General features: G+C 68.9%; 18 protein-coding genes and 1 pseudogene. 13 read left to right on the top strand and 6 right to left on the bottom strand.

Annotated features, from left to right (window positions below; translation table 11 throughout):
• Window positions 1-114: 114 nt before the first annotated feature.
• The 3 genes from NR798_RS35410 to purB are packed head-to-tail and all read left to right on the top strand — an operon-like array spanning window position 115 to window position 3,886.
• Window positions 115-1,635 (top strand): serine/threonine protein kinase, encoded by a 1,521-nt coding sequence (locus NR798_RS35410; protein WP_375766964.1) that lies wholly within the window; start codon window positions 115-117, stop codon window positions 1,633-1,635.
• Complete coding sequence (locus NR798_RS35405; RefSeq protein ID WP_375766963.1) at window positions 1,632-2,576, top strand: ABC transporter substrate-binding protein; 945 nt, start codon at window positions 1,632-1,634, stop codon at window positions 2,574-2,576. The genes NR798_RS35410 and NR798_RS35405 overlap by 4 nt, the downstream gene beginning before the upstream one ends.
• Window positions 2,573-3,886: an adenylosuccinate lyase gene (gene purB / locus NR798_RS35400; RefSeq protein ID WP_375766962.1), complete on the top strand. Its 1,314-nt coding sequence runs from the start codon at window positions 2,573-2,575 to the stop codon at window positions 3,884-3,886. Before NR798_RS35405 ends, purB begins: the two co-directional genes overlap by 4 nt.
• Window positions 3,887-3,923: 37 nt before the next feature.
• On the opposite strand, the gene NR798_RS35395 is transcribed toward purB, so the two are convergent.
• Entirely contained in the window at window positions 3,924-4,868 is a 945-nt protein-coding gene (locus NR798_RS35395) for a LysR family transcriptional regulator (RefSeq protein WP_375766961.1), read from the bottom strand.
• 70 nt (window positions 4,869-4,938) lie between these two features.
• Between NR798_RS35395 and NR798_RS35390 the strand changes: the two genes are divergently transcribed.
• The 7 genes and pseudogenes from NR798_RS35390 to NR798_RS35360 all read left to right on the top strand — a co-directional run bounded on the left by NR798_RS35390 (window position 4,939) and on the right by NR798_RS35360 (window position 13,414).
• The gene (locus NR798_RS35390) at window positions 4,939-5,892 is read left to right on the top strand and encodes an MBL fold metallo-hydrolase (RefSeq protein WP_375766960.1); all 954 of its coding nucleotides are present in this window, start codon (window positions 4,939-4,941) and stop codon (window positions 5,890-5,892) included.
• Window positions 5,893-6,666: 774 nt separating this feature from the next.
• A pseudogene (locus NR798_RS35385) lies at window positions 6,667-6,984 on the top strand (PAS domain-containing protein); the annotation flags it as partial.
• A 90-nt stretch (window positions 6,985-7,074) separates the two neighbouring features.
• Complete coding sequence (locus tag NR798_RS35380; RefSeq protein ID WP_375773872.1) at window positions 7,075-9,075, top strand: ATP-binding protein; 2,001 nt, start codon at window positions 7,075-7,077, stop codon at window positions 9,073-9,075.
• Between the two features lie 595 nt (window positions 9,076-9,670).
• Window positions 9,671-11,080 carry a PQQ-binding-like beta-propeller repeat protein gene (locus NR798_RS35375; RefSeq protein WP_375766959.1) on the top strand — a complete coding sequence of 470 codons (1,410 nt, stop codon included), beginning with the start codon at window positions 9,671-9,673 and terminating at the stop codon, window positions 11,078-11,080.
• Between the two features lie 501 nt (window positions 11,081-11,581).
• Window positions 11,582-12,394: a hypothetical protein gene (locus NR798_RS35370; protein ID WP_375766958.1), complete on the top strand. Its 813-nt coding sequence runs from the start codon at window positions 11,582-11,584 to the stop codon at window positions 12,392-12,394.
• 141 nt (window positions 12,395-12,535) lie between these two features.
• Complete coding sequence (locus NR798_RS35365; protein WP_375766957.1) at window positions 12,536-12,685, top strand: hypothetical protein; 150 nt, start codon at window positions 12,536-12,538, stop codon at window positions 12,683-12,685.
• A gap of 204 nt (window positions 12,686-12,889) precedes the next feature.
• The gene (locus tag NR798_RS35360) at window positions 12,890-13,414 is read left to right on the top strand and encodes a DUF1993 family protein (RefSeq protein WP_375766956.1); all 525 of its coding nucleotides are present in this window, start codon (window positions 12,890-12,892) and stop codon (window positions 13,412-13,414) included.
• Window positions 13,415-14,014: 600 nt separating this feature from the next.
• Here NR798_RS35360 and NR798_RS35355 read toward each other — a convergent pair.
• Entirely contained in the window at window positions 14,015-14,845 is an 831-nt protein-coding gene (locus NR798_RS35355; RefSeq protein ID WP_375766955.1) for an SDR family oxidoreductase, read from the bottom strand.
• Between the two features lie 87 nt (window positions 14,846-14,932).
• Here NR798_RS35355 and NR798_RS35350 point away from each other — a divergent pair, with 87 nt between their 5' ends.
• Complete coding sequence (locus NR798_RS35350; protein ID WP_375766954.1) at window positions 14,933-15,325, top strand: winged helix-turn-helix transcriptional regulator; 393 nt, start codon at window positions 14,933-14,935, stop codon at window positions 15,323-15,325.
• Window positions 15,326-15,415: 90 nt separating this feature from the next.
• On the top strand, window positions 15,416-16,489 hold the full coding sequence (locus NR798_RS35345; protein WP_375766953.1) for an MBL fold metallo-hydrolase: 1,074 nt from the start codon (window positions 15,416-15,418) through the stop codon (window positions 16,487-16,489).
• 368 nt (window positions 16,490-16,857) lie between these two features.
• On the opposite strand, the gene NR798_RS35340 is transcribed toward NR798_RS35345, so the two are convergent.
• Together NR798_RS35340 and NR798_RS35335 are read right to left on the bottom strand one after the other, a co-directional pair.
• Entirely contained in the window at window positions 16,858-17,817 is a 960-nt protein-coding gene (locus NR798_RS35340) for a phosphoribosylaminoimidazolesuccinocarboxamide synthase (RefSeq protein WP_375766952.1), read from the bottom strand.
• Between the two features lie 45 nt (window positions 17,818-17,862).
• Window positions 17,863-18,378: a hypothetical protein gene (locus NR798_RS35335; RefSeq protein ID WP_375766951.1), complete on the bottom strand. Its 516-nt coding sequence runs from the start codon at window positions 18,376-18,378 to the stop codon at window positions 17,863-17,865.
• A gap of 136 nt (window positions 18,379-18,514) precedes the next feature.
• Here NR798_RS35335 and NR798_RS35330 point away from each other — a divergent pair, with 136 nt between their 5' ends.
• A complete protein-coding gene (locus tag NR798_RS35330) occupies window positions 18,515-19,291 on the top strand; it encodes an RNA methyltransferase (protein WP_375766950.1) in 777 nt (258 codons plus the stop codon).
• Here the strand turns inward: NR798_RS35330 and NR798_RS35325 are convergent.
• Together NR798_RS35325 and NR798_RS35320 are read right to left on the bottom strand one after the other, a co-directional pair.
• Window positions 19,288-19,557: a vegetative protein gene (locus NR798_RS35325; RefSeq protein WP_375766949.1), complete on the bottom strand. Its 270-nt coding sequence runs from the start codon at window positions 19,555-19,557 to the stop codon at window positions 19,288-19,290. The genes NR798_RS35330 and NR798_RS35325 overlap by 4 nt on opposite strands.
• A 140-nt stretch (window positions 19,558-19,697) precedes the next feature.
• Window positions 19,698-20,876, bottom strand: coding sequence for a S1C family serine protease (locus NR798_RS35320; protein WP_375766948.1), 1,179 nt, complete (start codon window positions 20,874-20,876; stop codon window positions 19,698-19,700).
• Between the last annotated feature and the right edge of the window lie 13 nt (window positions 20,877-20,889).

Genomic DNA, 20,889 nt, shown 5'->3' with positions numbered 1-20,889 from the left:
CTCTGCTACCGCTGCGGCAGCCAAGTCCCCGACAACAGTGAATCCTGCGCCACCTGTGGGCTGAAGCTCACGGGCGCGGCGGCCGGGGGCGGCTCGCGCCGTCGTGGGGGGAGCGTGGAGGCTCCCTACAAGCCCGGCGACGTCTTCGCCAAGCGCTACGCCATCCGCGAGGTGCTCGGCCCCGGCCCCGTCGGCCACGTCTTCCGCGCGCTCGACCAGGAGATGGACGTCGAGGTCGCGCTCAAGGTCATCAACCCCCGCCTGGTGCAGATGCCCGAGGAGCGCACCCAGTTCTCCCTGGCGCTGCGCCAGGGCAAGAAGCTCTCCCACCCCCACCATGTGCGCGTCTACGAGGAGGGCGAGGAGCGCAACCGGCCCTACTTCACCACGCAACTGCTCGAGGGCATGACGCTGCGGCGGATGATGGAGCAGCGCGCGGCGCAGGGGCAGCGCTTCACCGCCAAGGAGGTGGAGCCCCTCCTGGCGCAGCTCGTCGAGGCGCTGAATGCCGCCCACAAATACGGGCCGCACTCGGACCTCAAACCCGAGAACATCATCGTCCTGCCGGACATGCTGAAGGTGACGGACTACGGGCTGGCGCTCGGCATTCCCCGGCTGCCCTTCCTCCAGGCCCAGAAGGTCTGGCGCGTCGCGAGCTACGTGGCCCCCGAGTACGCCGAGGGCGGCGAGCTGGACACGCGGATGGACCTCTACTCGCTCGGCGTCATCCTGGGCGAGCTGCTCACCGGCCAGACGCCCGAGGAGGGCGAGGTGCCGGAGCTGCAGGCGCACGATCCCGAGCTGCCGCCCGGCGTGGAGTCCCTCTACCGGCGGACCGTCAACGCCAATCCGCTCGCGCGGCCGAAGACGGCGAACGAGTTCCTCGCGGAGTTCTCCGCCGCCCTGGCGCGTCCGAGGCCACCGGGTTCGGCGAAGCCCGTGGCGGGGGCGCATTCTGCGGGGGCTGCCCGTCCACGCCCCAAGCCGGTGCCCTTCAGCCTCACGGCCGAGCTGGCCACGGCCTCGCCCCTGGGCGATGACATGCTGCCCCCGCCCGTGCCCACCGCCGAGCTGCCGGCCCTGGCGGCACCGACGATCCAGGTGCCCGTCGTGGGCGGCGGCCCCACCCAGCAGGAAGTCCCCAAGGCCACCGTCCAGGAGGTTCCCGTGTCGAGCACGCCCACGCTCGAGGTGCCCCGCGTGGACTCCGGGCCCACCGAGATTCTGTCTTCCACGAGCATCGAGCAGCGGCTCGCCTCGAAGGCCCAGGAGGACGCCCGCCCGCTGGATGCCACCCAGCCGCTCGATTCGGCGACGCTGGCGGTGATGATGGGGCGCTCTCCCAAGCCCGCGCCAGCGCCCGCTCCCGCCGCCAGGCCGCGCCCGGCACCGGCTCCCCCGGCGCCCGCCGCCCGTGCCGAGCCCCGGCCCGAGGCTCCCGCCCGGGTGGCTCCCCGGAGCGCGCCCGTGGCGCCGGCACCTCGTGCCCGTTCCTCCACGGTGGCGCTGGTGCTGCTGACGCTCGCGGGGCTCGGCCTGGGCGCGGCCGGAGGGTACTGGCTGCTGTTGAAGATCCGTCACGGCTCCCAGCCGGCGCCCGCGGCTCCCTCGTCCTCGCAGGGGGCCAAGCCATGAGACGGTGGGGGTGGCTCGCGCTGCTGGTGCTGTGGGCGCCGCTGGTGGCCGCCTCGGAGCAGGCGCGGCCTCGGGTGGTGGTGGTGAAGTCGGCCGGGCTCGCGCCCTACGCGGCGGTGGTGGCCGGCTTCAGCGCCGAGGTGCGCGCCGAGGTGGTGGAGGTGACGCTGGAGGACAGCGCCCAGGCCGCCACCCGGGCCTTCCAGCGCATCGCCACGCAGAAGCCGGCGCTGGTGCTGGCCATTGGTCCGCTGGCGGCCAACACCGCGCGCCGCACCTTGGGCACGCAGGTGCCCGTCCTCTTCGCCATGGTGCCCTACTACGAGAAGTACGGCCTGGAGGGCCCCAACATCACCGGCATCGCGCTCACCAGCGACTTCCGCCCCGAGCTCGCCGCCCTCAAGTCCCTGGCGCCCTCGGCGAAGCGGGTGGGCATCCTGCATGACCCGCGCTTCTCCGCCGGGCTGGTGGAAGCGGCGCAAGCGGCCGCGGGTCCGCTGGGCCTCTCCATCGTGCCGCTCGAGGCGGACGCGCAGACCAAGGCGGACAAGGTGCTCGCCGGCTCGAAGGAGAAGGTGGACGCGCTACTGATGGTGGCCGACAAGACGGTGGGCAACGCCGCCGTCGTCCAGGAGCTCATCGCCTTCGCCACCGCTCAACGCCTGCCGCTGGTGGGCCTCACCCCCAGCCAGGTGAAGGAGGGCGCCACGCTGGCCCTCGCTCCCAGCCCCACCGCCATCGGGCAGCAGGCGGGACGGCTGGCCAACCGCATCATCCATGAGAAGGTCGACCCTGGGGCGCTGGCTGTCTCGCAGCCCGAGGGAATGGACCTGGCCGTCAATCTCTCCGCCGCCGGCAAGCTGGGAGGCTCCAGGGAGGTGGTGCTGGAGCTGCTCCGGTTCGCGGCGAAGCGGGACTTCCCCGTGAGGGTCTTCGAGTGATTCCGCGTTACAGCCGCAAGGAGATGTCTTCCCTCTGGACCGACGTGGCCCGTCTGCGCCGCTGGCGCGACGTGGAGCTGGCCGCGCTGGAGGGCATGGTGGAGCAGGGGATTGCCCCGCGCGAGGCGCTGGACGACTGCCTCGCCCGCGCCGGTGACTTCAGCGAGGCGGATGCCGCCCGCATCGAGGAGATCGAGCGCACCACCAAGCACGACGTCATCGCCTTCCTCACCTTCATGGAGGAGCGCATCGGGCCGAGCGCCCGCTGGCTGCACCTGGGCATGACGTCCTCGGACGTGCTGGACACGTCGCTGGGCCTGGTGCTGCGAGATGCGGTGGACCTCATCCTCCAGGGGGTGGGGCGGGCCATGGCCGCGGTGGAGAAGCGCGCCTTCGAGCACAAGCGCACGCTGATGATGGGCCGCAGCCACGGCATCCACGCCGAGCCCATCACCTTCGGGCACAAGCTGGCCATCTGGTACGACGAGCTGCGCCGCGCCGAGTCCCGCCTGCTGCGGGCCCGCGAGGTCATCGCCGTGGGGAAGATTTCGGGCGCGGTGGGCACGTTCGCGCATCTGCCTCCGGCGGTGGAGGTGTTCGCGTGCAAGAAGCTGGGCCTGACGCCCGCGCCCGCCTCCAGTCAGATCGTCCAGCGGGACAGGCACGCCGAGTACTTCTCCGCGCTGGCGCTGGTGGGCGCGAGCATCGAGAAGTTCGCGGTGGAGATCCGCCACCTGCAGCGCACCGAGGTCCGCGAGGCCGAGGAGCACTTCACGCCGGGCCAGAAGGGCTCGAGCGCGATGCCGCATAAGCGCAACCCCATCCTCTCGGAGAACCTGTCGGGGCTGGCGAGGCTGCTGCGCGGCTACGCGGTGAGCGCGCTGGAGGACGTGGCGCTGTGGCACGAGCGCGACATCTCGCACTCCTCGGTGGAGCGCGTGATTGGCCCGGATGCGACGATCGTGGCCGACTTCATGCTGCACCGCTTCTCCGGGCTGATGGAGAACCTGCGCGTCTACCCGGAGAACATGCAGAAGAACCTGGAGCTGCTGGGCGGGGTGGTGAACTCGCAGCGGATCCTTCTGGAGTTGGCGCGCAAGGGGATGGATCGCCAGGCGGCGTACGTCATCGTCCAGCGCAACGCCATGCGGATGTACGAGCAGGGTGTGACCTTCCGGCAGGCGCTCGCGGAGGACCAGGATCTGCTCAAGGTGATGACGCCGGCGGAGATCGAGGACTGCTTCTCGGCCGGCTACCACATCAAGCACGTGGACGACATCTTCCAGCGCGTGTTCGGCCGGAGCGAGTAGCCACCGTTCACAGAGCCCTCACCGTGCCCATCTTCCTCTAAAGCTCCGCGCCATCCCCCACGGGTGACGCGCGCGCGGCGGCGAGCACCTGCTCACGGAGCCAGCGGTGCGCGGGGTCCTGCTGCCGATGCGGATGCCAGAGTTGCTGCACGCGCAGTGGCTCGTGCGGGAGCTCCACCGGAACCACGGTGAGAGGGAAGGCCTCGGCGAAGCGGCGCGCCACCCGCTCTGGCAGCGCCGCGATGATGTCGGTGCTCGCCAGCACCCAGGGCGTCACGAGGTAGTGAGGGGTGAAGAGCACCACGTTGCGGCGGAGCTTCGTCTTGCGCTCGAAGCCCCCCTCGGTGCCGCCGCGCGGCGAGACATGGAGCTGTGGCAGCGACAGATCGAAACGCAGCGGCTTGCGCAGGGCGGGGTGGCGCTTGCGGCCCACGAGCATGAAGCGCTCGCGCACCAGCACCTGCCGCTGGAGGCCTCGTGGCGCGCGGTCCCCCGGGGCGAGGTCGAAGACGCCGAGGACCAGGTCGAGCTCGCCGGACTCCAGCTCGGGGGTGGGGAAGTCGCGGGGGAGGGGCACCACGCGCAATTTCACGCCGGGGGAGTGCGCGAGCTGCGCCGCGAGTCGTGGGAGCACGATGAGCTGGGCGTGGTCGCTCGCGGCCAGCACGAAGGTGCGGTGAGCGGTCTCGGGCACGAAGTCCTCGGGAGGCCTCAGGGCCTCCTGGAGCTGCCGCAGCGCGAGCGTGAGCGGCCCGCGCAGGGCCCGCGCCCGCGCGGTGGGGACCATGCCCTGACGGCCTCGCACGAAGAGCGGATCTCCGAGCGCCTCGCGCAATCTCGCCAGCGCGTTGCTGGTGGCCGGTTGCGAGAGCCGCAAGCGCGCCGCCGCACGTCCCACGCTCTGTTCGATGAAGAGCGCGTCGAGCACGCGGAGCAGGTTCAGGTCGAAGGTCGCGAGATTCACATGGTGAATATCGCTCATTCCCACATCCAGGAGGCAAATGGGGCGGCGGGGGGGCACATTGCCGTCGAACCCTCCAGGAGAAGTGCCCATGAAGAAGCTCATCGGCTTGTCGTTGCTGTTCACCGCGTGCGCCGCGTTGCCCCCGGCCGGGCCCCACGCCTTCGCGCCCCCGCCGCCCCCGGGCACGCCGATCCAGGTGTGCTGGATCGACACGGGGGGCCTGACGACGCCAGGGGGCTACGGCGCGGGTGGCTCCACCGTGGCCGACACCTGGGAGGTGACGTCCGCGGCGCTCGTCATCCGCCACCCGGAGGGAGACCTCGTGCTCGACACCGGCATCTCCCCCCACGCGCAGGAGGAGCAGCGGGAACTGGGCGCCTGGAAGCGCTTCACCTTCTCTCAGACAGCGGGTCGCAACGTGCCGCGGCGGAACTTGAAGGACGCCCTCACGGCGCTCGGGGTGACGCGGCCGAAGGCGCTGCTGCTCTCTCACGTCCATGCCGACCACGCGGGCGGGGTGGCGTCGCTGCCGGACGCGCCGGTATGGCTGGCCGCCGAGGAGAAGCAGCTCATCGAAGCGGAGCTGGAGCACCCGCGTGGGGTGGCGCTCCCGGCGCAGGCCCGGGCCCTGAAGGGCCGCATGGTGCCCATCCCCTTCGTGGCGGAGCCGTATGCGAACTACGAGGCCCGCTTCGACGTCTTCGGTGACGGCAGCGTGGTGGTGGTGCCGGCCTTCGGGCACACACCTGGCAGCGTGGCGACGTTCGTGAACGTCTCACCCGCCCTGCGCTTCGTGCACGTGGGAGACCTCATCAACCTGCGGGAATCCATCGAGCGGAACGTGGGGAAGTCGTGGCTGATGCGGCAGCTCACCGACGAAGACCTCGCGCGCACCCAGGCCGAGGTCGCGAAGCTGGTGCAGCTCCATGCGCAGGACCCGGAGTTGCTCATCCTGCCCGCGCACGATCGCCGGGCCTTCGTGGAGCTCTTCGGCGCCGACGAGGGTGGGGTGCCGCCGTGCATTGGCGAGCCGAAAAGGTAAGGTGCTGCCAGGCCTGAACCGGCCCGCTCCCAACAACTCCTGCTATGCGCCGCTCGACGCGCTCTGGCCGTAGTCTGGCAGGTCAATCTTGTCGGAGGGCGGTGACAGCAGTTTGCCTGCAATCCATCAGCACGTGCCGCTTCATCGCGCTTCCCCTTGCCCTTCCGGGCGCTGAACTCGCTCCTGACCATAGTGGGTGAGCATTCACTCCGCCCGAAGTAACGGAACCCGGGCTCAGCGCGGCGAGTCAGCCCTCACCCCCAACAGTCCTTCCATTCGCCCTCCGCGCAGCTAACCTTCCAGCCCCTGGAGGGTCTTGGTGCATGACACGCGTTCTCCTGGTGCTCCTGGGGTTGTTGGCTGGCTGTGTAACGGTGCCTGCGCAGTCGCCGGCTCAGGCCTCGCCGTCGAAGGAGGAAGACGCCTGCACCTTCGACAGCGACTGCCCCGGCGGAAGTTGCCAGCACGGTGAGTGCTCGCCGTTCTCCCGGGATCCAGAGAGAGGGGAGGCGTGCGTGACGGGCAACGACTGCTCCAACAACCTCTGCCAGGGCCCTGACTGCCATTGAGACGGCGCGGGGGCTGTCATCTGCAGCAGCTCGTGCCGATCCACGGAGCGCAGGGGAGGGAACCGCCGAGGGCGTAGAGCGTCCCGTCGAGCAGACCCTGCGTTGCTCAGAGGATGAAGAGGACATCCTGGGGCTTGCCACCCAGCCGCGTGGAAACCCATCGAGGAGTTCCCACCTTCAGGAGGTGGAGCATTCATCGTCGGAGATGGAATGGGGGCTGCCGCCCGTTGGGCCCCGACTGCCTCCCCCCTTCTGCTGGAAGGCGGAGGCGGAAAGCCTGCGGCTCGTCTCCCTGGAGCCGGCCACCCGCCCGCTTCCATGGCCGTTGGAGGAGGTGCCGCCGGGTGCTCGCCCCACGTTCCTGATGACGCTCGTGCATCCAGGCGATCGGGAGCGGACGCTGGCGGTGATGCGCAGGGTGGCGGCGGATGGCCGGATGCGGCGATGCGTCCACCGGCTCGTCATGGCGAACGGGAACACACGCTGGTGCAGTACCTCGATCCGAGGGGTCCGCGATGGGTCGGGACAGCTCCTGGAGGGAGTGACGCAGCCGGTGAGGGGTCTCCTGCTCTCCCGGGAGGAATTCCTGGGGCATCAGGCGGTCCTGCGGCGGATGCTCTTCCAGATCCCCGCCTTCCTGTACCTCACCGACCGGGAGCTGCGGTTCATCGCCACGGCCGGCTCAGAGTGGGCCGGGTTGGAGCTGGAATTGGAGGGGAAGCTGCTGCACGAGGTCCTCGGGGCGGACGCGGAGCCCTCCCGGGCACTCGCCGCCCACCAGCGTGCGCTTGGAGGCGAACCGGCGAGCTATGAGACCGAGTGGTCTCACCGCCTCATCTCGGTGCGTGTCGAACCGGCGTTCGATGAGGAGGGGAGGTGCGTGGGAACGATCGGCATCGCGGCGGAGGTGAGCGCGCGGCAGCGAGAGATTGAAGAGCTGCGGACGAACGCGGAGCGCCTGCGCACGCTCCTCGAGACGACGCCGGATGCCATCTACATGAAGGATGGCGAGGGGCGTTGGCTCGAGGCGAACGAGGCGGGGCTCCAGCTCTTCCACTTCTCACGCTCGGAATACCAGGGCCTGACGGACCTGGAGCTCGCCAGGCGCCACGCCTTCTTCCGGGACGCGCTCCTGGCCTGCTACCAAAGCGACCAGCAGGCCTGGGCGGCGGGAGGTCCCACGCGCCGGGAGGAGATCATTCCCCAGCCAGACGGAGACTCCCGCATCGTGGCCGTCACCAAGGTTCCCCTGCTCCATCCCAATGGGCAGCGCAAGGGACTCGTCATCCTCGGGCGAGACATCACCCGCCGCCGTCTGGCCGAGCAGGAGCGGGCTCGACTGCTACACCAGGAGAAGGTGGCTCGCGCCGCGGCGGAGGAGGCACGGCGCCGCTCCGAGTTCCTCTCCTCCGCGAGCCGCGTGCTGGCGGACTCGCTGGACTACGACGCCACGCTCACGGCGGTGGCCCGGCTGGGACTTCCCTTCCTCGGCGAGTGGTGCGCGGTGGACCTGGCGGGGGAGGACTTGCGCACCTCCCGGGTGGCCACGGCCCACGCCGAGCCCTCGAAAGCCGGGAGCGCGAGACGGCTGGAGGAATGTGTGCCGGACCTGGAGGTTGCGGGCGGTATCGCGGAGGTCATTCGCACCCGGCGCCCGCTCGTGCTCACCCCGCCGCCCGGAGGGGAGGGCGTACCTGCCCTGTGCTGCCATGAAGGCGCTCACCTGGACACCGTGCGGGAGCTGGGGTTGCGCTCGGGGCTCTCGGTGCCCCTGGTGGCCCGTGGGCGGACCATGGGGACGCTCACCTATGCCTCGGTGCGTCCGGACCGGTACCGGGACGAGGACGTGAGGCTGGCCGAGGATCTGGCCTGGCGCGCCGCGCTCGCGCTGGACAACGCCCGGCTCTACCGGGAATCCCAGGAGGCGATCCAGGCCCGCGACGAGTTCCTCTCCATTGCCTCGCATGAGTTGCGCACGCCCATCACCGCGCTGCGGCTCGGCATCCAGCGCCTGTTGCGGCTCGCCCGCGGCGGCGCGGAGCCCGCCTGGAAGACCGTGGCCCCTTCGCTGGAAGGGATCGAGCGGCAGGGCAAGCGCCTGGCCCTGTTGATCGACAGCCTCCTGGACGTCTCGCGGCTGCAGTCGCACCGGATCCAGCTCGATCTGGAGGAGGTGGAGCTCTCGGCGGTGGTCCGCGACGTGGTGGAGCAGTTCGGGGGCGCGCTGGCGCGCACGCACACGCCCCTCTCTCTGCGAACCGAGGCCTCCGTGGTTGGCCGTTGGGATCGCCTCCGGCTCGAGCAGGTGGTGACGAACCTGCTCGACAACGCCATCAAGTACGGTGCGTCGGCGCCCATCGAGGTGAGCGTGGCCCGCGAGAATGGCGGGGCCGTGCTCACCCTGAAGGATGGAGGGATTGGCATCTCCTCCGAGCGTCTGCCTTTCATCTTCGGAAGGTTCGAGCGGGCGGTGTCGTCACGGCATTACGGTGGACTCGGCCTGGGGCTCTACATCGTGCGGCAGCTCGTCGAGCTCCATGGGGGCTCCATCCAGGTGGAGAGCAGCCCCGGGCAGGGCTCGACCTTCACCATCCGCCTGCCTCCGCATCCGTGAGGGAGGGGGGCCGCTCAGATGACCACCCGAATGCCGTGGCGGTGGACGCGTGGCGAGCCCGCCGCATGAGGTAGCCGCTGGCGGCTTCAGCGGAAAAAGAAAACCCCGGCTCGCCAGATGGCGGCCGGGGCTTTGCTACAGCACGGGCTGTTCACCCATCCTCATCACGGGCTCCTGCGGCGGCGGGAATTCGGGCGAGCAGGTGGTGGCTCAACTCGCTGCATATCGAGCAGCCGTCTCTGGAAACACCTGGACGTCACGAAGGAGTAGCCCTCCTCCTGGAACATCCTCAGCGGCCAGCCATCACCCTCCCTTCCGTACAATCGCGAGGACGTTGCACCCCTCGGGTCAACCGCAACGCCTCGTCCACGCCGCCAGGCCGGCATCCTCCATGACGACCGCGGGTGCGAGGACAAGCGCCAGTCGTGGACAGCGCTGGACGCACGGTCGGCGACCCCAGGACCGGCTATCTGGCGGCGATGTCATCTGGCGTACCCGGGCCTCCCTCCGCGGAGAGCGGTGTCGTGCCGGGCCTTGGGTGCGCATGCTCCCGAGGCGGGAGTCGCATGGCTCCCGCCGTGAAGGAGGGGGACACATGCGATACACACAGAAACACGGCGGTGTCTGGACATTGCTGTTCATCCTGGGACTGGTGGCGTGCGGCGTACCACTCCCGGCGGAGGAGCAGGCGGCGCCAGCGGTTGGACAGAGCACCCAGGAGGAGCAGGAGCTCGGGAGCCTCCCCGGCTCGCTGCGCTGGTCCCGCGAGATCGATGGAGCCCGGCGGTACTCCCTCGGTGGCGAGGGCCTGGTTTCCGATCGCCATGGCGGCGTCCTCCTGTGGGTGAACTTCACGGGCACCACCGATCTGGGCGGGGGTCCGGTGACGGCGCCGCCGGAGGGCGGGGTGGGGTTGGCCAGCTACGACAGCGAGGGCCGTCTGAAGTGGTCCAGGGTCCTCACCACGCTGGGAGGAGCGCGCCTGCTCGATGCCAGGGCCCTCGCGGTGGACTCGCACCGGAACCTCGTCCTTGTCGTCTTCGCCTTCGCGGGCTCGGGCACCGGCCCGGGCGAGGTCCCGCTCTTTCCTGGCTTCAACCTGGTGAAGGTGGACCCGCGGGCGGAGCGGGTGCTCTGGGCGCGGCCCTTCCGGGTCGACCTTGGCATCAACGTCACCCGGCTTGTGACGGACAACGATGACCACATCGCCCTGGCCGGCTTCTTCTCGGGGACCGTGGACTTCGGAAGTGGCCCCCACACCACGTCGTCCACGGTCTCGAGCAGCCTGTTGGCCCGATTCAACAGCCAGGGCGAGAACCTGTGGACGTACGCCGACGAGGGGCACTTCAGCACGGCCCACGGCCTCGCGGTGGACAGCAAGAACAACCTCGTGCTGAGCGGGGGCCTCTTCGCCGGCACTCCCTCGGATACCTTCGTGATGATGTTCTCGCCCTCCGGCGACGTGCGCTGGAGCCGGCGCATCGTCGGGACGGATGGCGTGGCCCTGGAGGTGGGAGTTCGCGACGACCGGGTGGTGGCCGTCGGCTCGTACTTCCACTCCATCACCTTCGCCGGGCAGACGCTGCCTCCTCCGGGCCCGGGAGGGGGCTTCGTCGCCGCGTATACCCATGAGGGCGAGGAGCGGTGGATCCGCCGCCTCGGCCACTCGGGCGGGCGTATCGCCCTGGATGCCAAGGGATGCCTGTTCGTCTCGGGCACCTACGAGGATGGAAATGACGTCGGCCTGGGGCCGGCCACGGGCATACCGGGCAGCTCCACCAATGTCTATGTCGCGAAGCTCGATCGCGACGACGGCGCGGTGCGCTGGGTGCGGACCTTCCCGGCCGGCCCCGTGTCGGTGCCGATCTCCCTCGCCCTGACGACGAAGAACCGGCCCGTGCTGCTCGGCGTCCTCGAGGAGGGCACGATCCGCGTCGACGACGAGGTGTGGTCCGCCGCCACGAAGCCCTACGGGAGCCTCTTCCTGCTCGGCTTCAATCGCTGAACCCCGGCCGCTCGCGGCCCGTACGTGCGCGAGCGGCTCCCTATGCGGAGGCGGAGGCGTCACGCCAGAGGAGTCGACCAGACGGTGCCCAGCGTGTCGTTCCAACCGAGCACGCGGGAGGGAATTGGAAGGTGTAGCGGCCGTCGCGGATCTCGAGCCGGGTGAATGCGGGCCTCGGCATCCGCACCTGCCTGCCCGAGCGGACCTCGCGGCCGGGAGCAACACCCGGTTCCTGCCCCTGGGCGCGGCGCAGCACGCAACGAAAAACGCGGTTTGCATGGGGGACCCAGGCACTGGCGTTGCTGGATGGGCTGACACGCCAGCCGGCCTCGCTGACGCGTCATCTGGCGTGTCAAAGGCCTCGAGCCCCCTCTCCGTCACCCTGCTCCTCCTCTGACACGTGGGCCCCAAGGGACTGGCCTGCCGGTTGCTATGAGACAACCGCGCGGTCCTGAATCCAAACCCTCGTCGGATATCAACCCTTGCTGTGAGGAATTGACCATGATGCTCGCTTCCATCGCTTCCGTCCTGCTGGCCAACACGCTCGCCCAGACCCCCACCACCACCCCGGCGCCCTTCCCCTATTGCGGCTTGGAGATCCAGCTCAAGTCGTGGAAGGGGGACTACCTGAGCCGGACCGACGCGGCCCCGGCCGTCATCGCGGCGGCCACCGGCGCCGCCGGCAACGCGTGGACCTTCGAGTGCACCACGGACGGCAAGGTGAAGGTGAAGTCGTCGAAGGGGGACTACCTGAACCGGATCGACGCGGCCCAAGGCGTCAACGCGGCGGCCACCGGCACCGGCACCATGTGGACGCCTGTCTTCACCAACGGCAAGCTCACGCTGAAGTCGTCGAAGGGGGACGGCCTGCACCGTCCGGACACCGCTGCGAGCGTCACCACGTGGGGCACCGGCATTGGCAATACGTGGACCGTCGAGCTCGCCGCGTGCGGCAAGAAGGTGCATCTGAAGTCGTCGAAGGGGGACGGCCTGCACCGTCCGGACAGCGCTCCGAGAGTCACCACGTGGGGCACCGGCATTGGCAATGTGTGGACCCTCGAGTGCGCCGCGGACGGCAAGTTCCAGCTCAAGTCGTGGAAGGGGGACTACCTGAACCGGACCGACGCAGCCCCGGCCGTCACCGCGGCGGCCAGCGGCGCCGCCGGTAACGCGTGGACGCCCGAGTTCGCCAGCGGCAAGGTGAAGCTCAAGTCGGTGAAGGGGGACTACCTGAACCGGACCGACGCGGCCCAGGGCGTCAACGCGGCCGCCACCGGCACCGGCACCGAGTGGACCCTGTTCGTGGCCCCCTGAGCAGGCGCGTGAAGCCCGGAAAGGTGTCCGGAAAGGTGTCAAAGGACTCGTACCGACACATTGTCCCCTACCCATCGTCTGATACCCTTCCGGACACCCAAAAGCGTCGCTTCCTTCTCCTGTGAGCACTACCGTCGATGCATGTCTACATCGCACTGGCGGTTGCGGCCCCTCCTCATCACCATCCTCTGTCTGCTTTCCACTCCAGGGCTCGCGGCCCCACCCCGTGGCTCCTTCGAGGTGGCCTGGGTCACCCACAATGGCAATCGCTCCAGCATGCAGAAGCTGTGAGATGAAAGGCTTCTGCGCCGGCTCGGCGTGCGGCTCATGGGCTCCCCGTCAGCGTCCTTCACCTCCCGCTCTGCTCCCGCCCGCTACGCCCAAGATCCGGGCTAAGCCACGGACGGCTTCGAACGCCCGGTTCTTGCTGTCGTGGTCGTTCGGGCGCATGCTGAAAAGGCGGAAACGCGAGTGCCAGAAAGCGAGGGAAAGCCGATGGCGACATCACTCTACGACCTCAGCGTGCCCACCTTCCTGCAGACCGTGAGGGCCGTCGCAGGCTTTCTCGACCGTGCGGCCAGGCACTGCGCTGAGACGGGTGTTGATGCCGACGACTTCGTGAACGCGCGCCTTTTCGACGACATGGCGCCCTTCCACTTTCAGATCGAAGCCACATGGCACCATTCCGTGTGGGGGGTGGAAGCCCTCAAGACCGGTGTGTTCGCCCCGCCGGCCTTGGTCGGACCGGTCCCTTTCGCCGACCTGCAGGCGATGATCGGCAAAGCGGAAGTGGCGCTGGAGGCGTTCACGCCCGACGAGGTCGACCCATGCGCGGGCAAGGACCTGGACCTTCAGATCGGGCCGCGGAGGCTCGCCTTCACGTCGGAGACGTTCATTCTCTCGTTTTCCCTGCCGAACTTCCATTTCCACGCCGTCACTGCCTACGACATCCTCCGCTCGCGCGGTGTACCGCTCGGCAAGCGTGATTACGAAGGCCGGCTGCGCACGAGATCAGCCTAAGCCGGAAATTCGTTGTGGAGGCAGGCGGCGGTGAGTGTCAAAGTTGCCCGTTTCTGCCCTCTACACAGCTTGGATCTTGCGTCTTCCTCATGTCACAGAGCAACGCTGCCGAGAACTCTATGTGCCATGCTTGCGGTGTGGCACATGCCCCGAAGAGCTATTACCACCGTGGATCGGCGAGTGCGTCGGAGAAGCCGCAGAGGGCGCCAGCAAATTACGCGTCCATGGGTCCGAATCGCGTCGACCAGACACACTCGTACGGCAGCCGCTGGGTGAGCGCGGGCGAGCCCACTCAGTCGCCCTGCGCACGCGACGGCTGCGGCAACGTTGAAGGCAACGTGAAGATCTTCATGGACGAGTGTGCAGGCTTGGACGGCGTCAACGAATGCAGCGAGATCAAGTGCGCCAAATGTGGATGGTTTACGCTGTACAGCTGGAGGGATGAGTTCTAGGCTTTGTGCAACAACAACACCTTTTTTCTGCAATTGTATAGCGAGGCCGCGGAGCTGTATGTGCGGGAGAGGCCTCGAGGAGCGGCGGACGGCGGGGCTTCCAACGAGAACCCACAGACCCCGTCCCCCTGGATGGGAAGCACCCACCTCACGCCACGGGTACCGTTCCCCCGTCGATGACGTACTCGGTTCCGGTGATCGCGCTGGCCCGGGGAGACACGAGGAAGCCAATCAGCTCCGCGACCTCTCGTGGCGAGCACGGCCGGCCGAGCGGGATGCCCCCCAGCGATTCCATGATGAGCTTGCGGCCACCGTCCTGGTCCACGCCCGCCTCGCGGGAGACCCGCTCGACCAGGGCGGTGGCGGCCTCGGTCTCGATCCACCCGGGCGACACGCGGACGACGCGCACGCCCTTCGGGCTGACTTCCTTCGACAACGCCTTGCTGTAATTGGACAGCGCGGCCTTGGCGGCGGCATAGGCCATCGTCGCCTCTGGCAGGGGGAGCCGGCTCTGGATGGACGTGACGTGCACGATCACCCCCGAGCGTTGAGCGATCATCGAGGGCAACAGCGCGCGATCGATGCGCACCGCCGGAAACAGGTTCAGGTTCAGCTCCCGGGCCCACTCCTCATCATCGAGCGCGGCGAAGCCACCCGCCTGCGCGGACGACCCTCCCACGACATGAACGATGAGATCGATGCCACCGAGCCGCGTGCGCACCGCCTCCACGAGGGTATTGCACCCCTCGGCCGTCGTGATGTCGGCCTCGACGAATTCCTCGCTCCCGGGGTGCTCGGGAGGAGCGCGCGCCGTGGTCAGGACGCGCGCGCCGGCCTCCAGAAGGAGGGAGACCACCGCCTTGCCCACCCCCTTGGTGCCGCCGGTGACGAGGGCGCGGCGCCCCTCCAGTTCACGTGCGACGCTCATCCGTCGCTCTTCCCGGGAAGTGATCTGCTCGTCCGCCAGCTCGCGGTTCATGCGGCTCTCCTTGAGTGCTCCTGCGCGGAACCAACAATGTCGATATGGTTACCAGACCGCAAGTACGCACCAAAAAGTAACTGCCCCATGCCCGCTCGAAAGCAATACACCCCCGTCACCGCCGCCATCGATGTGGAGGCCGCGTTCCAGCTGCTGGAAGGACGTTGGAAGCTCCTGATTCTGTTTCACCTCTTCGGTGGCCAGGTGCGGCGCTTCTCAGACCTCCAGCGATTGATTCCCGGCATCACGCAGAAGATGCTCACGCAGCAACTTCGCCGGCTGGAAGCGGATGGCATCGTGAAGCGGACCGATCATCACGAGGTCCCACCGAGGGTCGACTACAGGCTGACCGACTGGGGGCAGGCGCTCTGCCCGGCGCTCGATGCGATCCTGGAATGGGCGGAGCGCCGTGACGAGCTCGGGTCCGCGAAGCCCGCCCATCGTGCACGGAGCGGTGGCAACGGGCGCGAGACCTCATGACACGCCGGTCTCATGCCCTCTCCTGCGCCTTCATTTCCCTATGCTCACGTAGGCTGCAGGGATAGGGTCGTTCCCCGGAGGTGCTCGATTATGAAATGGCTCCTTGCGTGCATCGCGCCAGTCTTGCTCGCGGCGTGGATTCTGTTCTTGAGCGCTCACGGGCCGGCCTCCTGGGTGCTATTGCCTGGCATCCTGATTGGCATTGCCTGTGCCGCTGGCTTTTCTTTTCTGCGCTCGTTCTCTCCCGCTCTCCGTGCGCTTTCGCTCACGCTCTATCTGCTGCCGCTGGGGCTCTTGTCCACCTATCGTGCGTCGGCTTTCTCCGTATCGAAGGATTTCGATATCGGCGCGCTCCCGCTGGCGTCCGCGCCTTCCGAGATGTCGATCGCCCAGCTTCCCACCGGCGTGACCTATCGCAGTGCGGCCTTCGGGTATCGCGGTGGCTCTCTCTTCGAGCCGCGAGTGTTTTCCATGACCGCGATCCTGCTCAAGCACCCCAAGGGCGATCTCTTGATCGACGCAGGGTTCGGCCGGGACATCGCACAGCACCTCGCGACACTGCCGCTCCCCTTCCAACTCCTGACCCGATACACGCTGAACAAGACCGCGCGCGAGCAGCTCCAATCGAGCGGGTATGACCTGACCCGGCTGCGCGCGATCATTCTGACCCACTCGCACTGGGATCACATCAGCGGCGCCGCGGATTTTCCCGAGGTGCCTGTCTGGATACCGCCCGCGGAACGAAGTTTCGTCCAAGGAGAGGACGTCACGACCGGCCCGGCAAGAAGCATCAAATCGCTGCATATCGAAGAGTATCGATTCGAGGCACGTCCCTATCTCGGCTTCGCGGAGAGCCATGACGTCTACGGAGATGGCGCAGTGGTGATCGTCCCGGCGCCCGGCCATACGCCGGGCTCCGTGATCGTCTTCGTGACGCTTCCGGACCACAAGCGTTATGCCTTCATCGGAGACCTCGCCTGGCAGCTGGAGGGCGTCACCGAGCAGGAGGAGCGCCCTTTCACGCAGCGCATCGCCGATTTCGAGCCTCGGCTCGTTCGTGAGCACCTCGCGCATATGGCCGCGATCTCGGCGCGATATCCGGAGATGACCCTCGTCGTCGCGCATGATCCGCGGAGCTTCGCATCGATCCCGAAGTGGCCTTGATTGCGGTGCGCCGTCCTGGAGGGCTTCTCCCTGCATGCCAAACACGCACCTGCACGCCAACGACAGGCTGGCGCTGGAGCGTTTGTCACGACAGAGGAGTGGGGGCAGGCGGCGGGTGCTGGCGTAGCTGACGGCTCCTGGTGGGGTGCGCGCCAGTGGGGAGCACTTGGGGCTGCGCTCGTGGCCTGCTCAGCTGGCCCCGGCGCAGGGGCCACACCGCAGCTGGCGTGGTGTTGAGCCCCGAGCAGTCGCGCTGCCCCACAAGCCCACGCCCCTGCTGTGTCCTTCCAGGAGGCGGGGCCGCTTGGGCCGGCGTGTACCGCAACCTCTATTGGAAGCGGCGGGAATCGGACCCGCCGCCGCAGGCTTCAGAGATACCCGCGCGCCTTCAGGTTCTTCTCGATGCGCGCGTGCACGTCGCCCACGTTCAGCTCCAGCGGCGTGCCGGTAATCTGTGCGTAGGCCGCGAGGTACTTCTCCGCGAGCGACACGCGCACGTCATCCGGAATCGCTGGCGGCGTGCCCTGGCCCTGGAAGCCCCGCTCGCGGATGAGCCACTGGCGGATGTTCTCCTTGTCCAGCATCCGCTGGTCCTCGCCCTTCGCGAAGCGCGCCTCGTACTCGTCCGCCACCCAGTAGCGGCTCGAGTCCGGTGTATGGATCTCATCGATGACGTACAGCTCATCGCCCACCTTGCCGAACTCGTACTTCGTATCCACCAGGATCAGCCCGCGCGTGCGCGCCCACTTCTGGCCCTCGAGGAACAGCCCCTTGGCCGCCTCGGTGATGCGGGCCCAGTCGCGCGCGCTCGCCAAGTTCTTCGCCAGAATCTCCTTCTCGGAGATGGGCTCGTCGTGCTGGCCGTACTGCGCCTTGGTGGACGGGGTGATGATGGGGGACGGAAACGCCTCGTCCTTGCGCATCCCGTCCCCGAAGGGCACCCCGTAGGCCGTGTGCGTGCCCTTCTGGTAGTCGCGCCACAGGCTGCCCGTCAGGTAGCCGCGCACCACCACCTCCACCGCGAAGGGCTCGCAGGCGCGCGCCACCGTCACGTTCGCGTCCGGCACGTCCAGCACGTGGTTGGCCACGATGTGCTTGGTACGCTCGAACCAGAACGTCGCCAGCCGGTTGAGGACCTCGCCCTTGAAGGGGATGGTGGTCAGCACATGGTCGAACGCCGACAACCGGTCCGAGGTGACCAGCACCAGCCGGTCTCCCTGGCGGTACGTGTCACGGACCTTGCCCTGGTAGTGCTGGCCCAGGGACGGCGGCAGGTTCGTCTGCCGGAGCGTATGCGGGAGCTGCGCGTGGAGTGCGGAGGTGTTCACAGGAGGCGCCTCGGCCCCGAAGCGGGGCGGGAAGGAGGCGCGACTCTACTGGCCCGCGCCCGGCAGGGAAGCGGGACCTTGGGCCGCCGCCATGTACAGGAACGCCGGGTTGATGCGCAGGATGCCGTCCACGTAGGCCGCCGCGTACGGCGCCCCCGAGGCCCGGTCCACCTGCACCACTCCCGACGGGTTGATGCGCCAGTGCGCCAGCAGCGTCCGGGCCACCAGCTCGGCCGCCTCGCGCTCCGACAGGCCCTGCAGGCCCTCGCGGCGATCCTCCGGCCAACGCTCGCCCGCCCGCCCATCGAAGCTCAGCTGCAGCGGCGCGCCCGCGTCCGGCGCCAGGAGCAGATCCGTCCGCGCCTCGAAACCCGGCGCCGCCACCAGCTCACCGCGCTGGGTGATGGGGAACAGCACCGGGGCCTGCGCGGCCTGGCCCGCCTCCACCTCGGAGATGCGGGCCACCTCGCGGTACAGCTCCAGGCGTGTGGAGGACGTCTCGAACTCGAGCAGCTCTGGCGGACTGGTGAGTGCTTGACGCGCGCCCAGAGAAGCGCGCACGGGAGCACCCCCGACGCCACAACCGGTCAGGGTTACGAGGGAGAGCAGCAGGCTTGCGACCCAGCGACGCATCGAGCGGGAATATACCGATGCGGGTCTGACACGGAAAGCTAAACTCGGAGGCATGCTTCCCGCCGTGAACTTGACCGTCGTCCTCCACCAGACGCGATCACCGGACAACCTGGGGGCGGTGGCCCGGGTGATGGCCAATTTCGGCTTTTCCCGCCTCATCCTCTCCGACCCCGCCACCTACGCCTTCCGCTCGGCCGAGCGGCTCGCCGTCAAAGGGGACGCCGTCCTGGACGCCATGGCCGTGGCCCAGAACCTCCCCGAGGCCCTCAAGGACTGCGTGTACGCGGTTGGCTCCACTTCTCGCACCCTGATCGAGGGCCGCACGGCGCTCACCCCGGAGGAGGCAGTGGCGCGGCTGGCGGATCAGAGTCGGCGGGGGAGGGTGGCCCTGGTGATGGGCGGTGAACAGCGGGGGCTGTCCAACGAGGAGCTGGCCTTCTGCACGGACTTCCTCGTCATCCCCACCAGCGAGGTGCAGCCGTCGATGAACCTGGCGCAGGCGACGGGGGTGCTGCTCTACCTGTGCTCGCGCGAGGGCCGGAAGCCCGCGGAGAAGGCCGTGGCGCCGGTGGCCCCGGAGCACGAGGGGGCGAAGATGGGGACGGTGCGCGCGCTGGGCGAGCGGATGCGCCAGGTGATGCTGGAGGCGCAGTTCCTCAACCCGCAGGCGCCGCAGCACATCCTGATGGAGCTGGAGCGGAGTCTGCTGCGTGCGGAGCTCACCCAGCGCGAGGCGGAGCTGTGGCTCACGGCCTTCAAGCACGTGGGACGAGCGATGGGCGGGGGCAAGGGCACTCCCGGGAAGGGAGCGCCCTCGCGAGGCCCCGGCCAGAACGGCTAGGCGGCGGCTTCGGCCTTCTTGTACGTCTCGGCGTAGTGCTTCTCGCACAGGCCGGCCTTGGACGTCTTCACGCGGCAGTCCGGCTTGGAGCAGGTGCGGTAGCGGGAGTGGGGCAGCTCGCCCTGCCGCCACTTCTTGAAGTGGAAGAAGCAGTAGCTCTTGGCGCGGTAGGGACGCTTGCAGCCCTCGACGCTGCAGGCCTTCTTGCCACCGGCCTTGGCCACGCGGGCCCACTTCTTCACGGTCGTCTTCTGTGCTTCAGCCATGGAAATGCTCCTGTTTCGATAACGGTGCCTCGCGTCACCATGGGGAGACCCGCGGGGCGCAAAGGCGCTGTCTGTAGCTCTGGCCGTATCGGAACGCAAGGAGGCAGGCGGGGATGCGGGCGCATCCCCCGTTTTCCGGCTCAGGGAGAGGGAGCGTCCGGGCGACCGCTGCCCCCCGTTCCCGGCTGCTCGTCCGGGTGGGTCCCCCTGGAGGGGGCCGCGATGGCGGGTGCCACCTCCGAGGCCTCGGTGGGGAGCTCCTCGAGCTTCACCCGCAGTTTCAGGGGCCGCTCCCCGCGGCGCACCCGGAGGAGCACGCTGCGGCCCACGCCCCGGGCCGCCACCTGCCAGCGCAGCTTGGCGGCGCGCTCCACCTTCCCGGTGTCCAGGCCCTCGATGACGTCCCCCACCTGGAGCCCGGCGCGCGAGGCGGGGCCACCATCCGCCACCTCCGACACCACCACGCCCCGGGCGTGGGCCAGCCCATAGGCCTCGATGGCGTCCGGGGTGCAGTCCAGCACGGACACGCCCATCCACCCGCGGCGCACGCGCCCGTACTTCTGCAGATGCGGCACCACCGCCTTGGCGATGTCCACCGGGATGGCGAAGCCGATGCCCTGGCCCGCCACGTTGACGGCGTTGGCGATGGCCACCACGTCCCCGTGCACGTCCAGCACCGGCCCGCCCGAGTTGCCCGGGTTGATGGAGGCGTCCACCTGCATGTAGTCGAAGTCCCCATCGCGCCCGTTGGGCGTCACGTCCGTGCGGCCCTTGGCGCTCACCACGCCCGCCGTCACCGAGTGCGTCAGCCCGAAGGGGTTGCCGATCACCACCACCCAGTCGCCCACGTCCACCCGCGAGGCCGACGCCAGCTTGAGCACCGGCAGCTTGCGGCCCGCGTCGATCTTCAGCAGCGCGAAGTCCGTGCGCTCGTCCTCGCCCACCAGCTCCGCCACGTACTCCTCGGGGTAGCCCCGCTCGGAGAGCACGGAGATGGAGATGCCCTCGGCGCCCTCGATGACGTGGGCGCTGGTGAGGATGTAGCCGTCCGGATGGATGATGACGCCCGAGCCGATGCCCTTCTGCTGCTCGCCCTCGGCGTTGGTGCCCGGCTGGGTCGTGGTGATGGACACCACCGCCGGCATGGCCGAGCGGGCCACCTGGCTCAGCGCCGAGCGCTCCTCACGGACGGAGCGCTGCTGCGCTTCCACCCACAGCCGCTCGGTCTCTCCCCGCCGGGCAGCCCAGGCTGGCGCACTCAAGGTGCAGCACAGCACTGTTGCCAGCGAGACTCCCCTCCACCACCGTCCACCCGTCATCGTCCCGCCTCCG

This window comes from Archangium gephyra (genome assembly GCF_042230915.1).
Lineage (GTDB): Bacteria > Myxococcota > Myxococcia > Myxococcales > Myxococcaceae > Archangium > Archangium gephyra_B.
This window is presented reverse-complemented; position numbering and strand designations above follow the sequence as displayed.

Excerpts from the sequence above, each read along its gene's own strand:
- NR798_RS35405 (WP_375766963.1), top strand. The coding sequence starts at position 1,632 with ATGAGACGGTGGGGGTGGCTCGCGCTGCTGGTGCTGTGGGCGCCGCTG.
- NR798_RS35395 (WP_375766961.1), bottom strand. The coding sequence starts at position 4,868 with ATGAGCGATATTCACCATGTGAATCTCGCGACCTTCGACCTGAACCTG.
- NR798_RS35390 (WP_375766960.1), top strand. The coding sequence starts at position 4,939 with ATGAAGAAGCTCATCGGCTTGTCGTTGCTGTTCACCGCGTGCGCCGCG.
- NR798_RS35380 (WP_375773872.1), top strand. The coding sequence starts at position 7,075 with ATGCTCTTCCAGATCCCCGCCTTCCTGTACCTCACCGACCGGGAGCTG.
- NR798_RS35375 (WP_375766959.1), top strand. The coding sequence starts at position 9,671 with ATGCGATACACACAGAAACACGGCGGTGTCTGGACATTGCTGTTCATC.
- NR798_RS35370 (WP_375766958.1), top strand. The coding sequence starts at position 11,582 with ATGATGCTCGCTTCCATCGCTTCCGTCCTGCTGGCCAACACGCTCGCC.
- NR798_RS35365 (WP_375766957.1), top strand. The coding sequence starts at position 12,536 with ATGTCTACATCGCACTGGCGGTTGCGGCCCCTCCTCATCACCATCCTC.
- NR798_RS35360 (WP_375766956.1), top strand. The coding sequence starts at position 12,890 with ATGGCGACATCACTCTACGACCTCAGCGTGCCCACCTTCCTGCAGACC.
- NR798_RS35355 (WP_375766955.1), bottom strand. The coding sequence starts at position 14,845 with ATGAACCGCGAGCTGGCGGACGAGCAGATCACTTCCCGGGAAGAGCGA.
- NR798_RS35350 (WP_375766954.1), top strand. The coding sequence starts at position 14,933 with ATGCCCGCTCGAAAGCAATACACCCCCGTCACCGCCGCCATCGATGTG.
- NR798_RS35345 (WP_375766953.1), top strand. The coding sequence starts at position 15,416 with ATGAAATGGCTCCTTGCGTGCATCGCGCCAGTCTTGCTCGCGGCGTGG.
- NR798_RS35325 (WP_375766949.1), bottom strand. The coding sequence starts at position 19,557 with ATGGCTGAAGCACAGAAGACGACCGTGAAGAAGTGGGCCCGCGTGGCC.
- NR798_RS35320 (WP_375766948.1), bottom strand. The coding sequence starts at position 20,876 with ATGACGGGTGGACGGTGGTGGAGGGGAGTCTCGCTGGCAACAGTGCTG.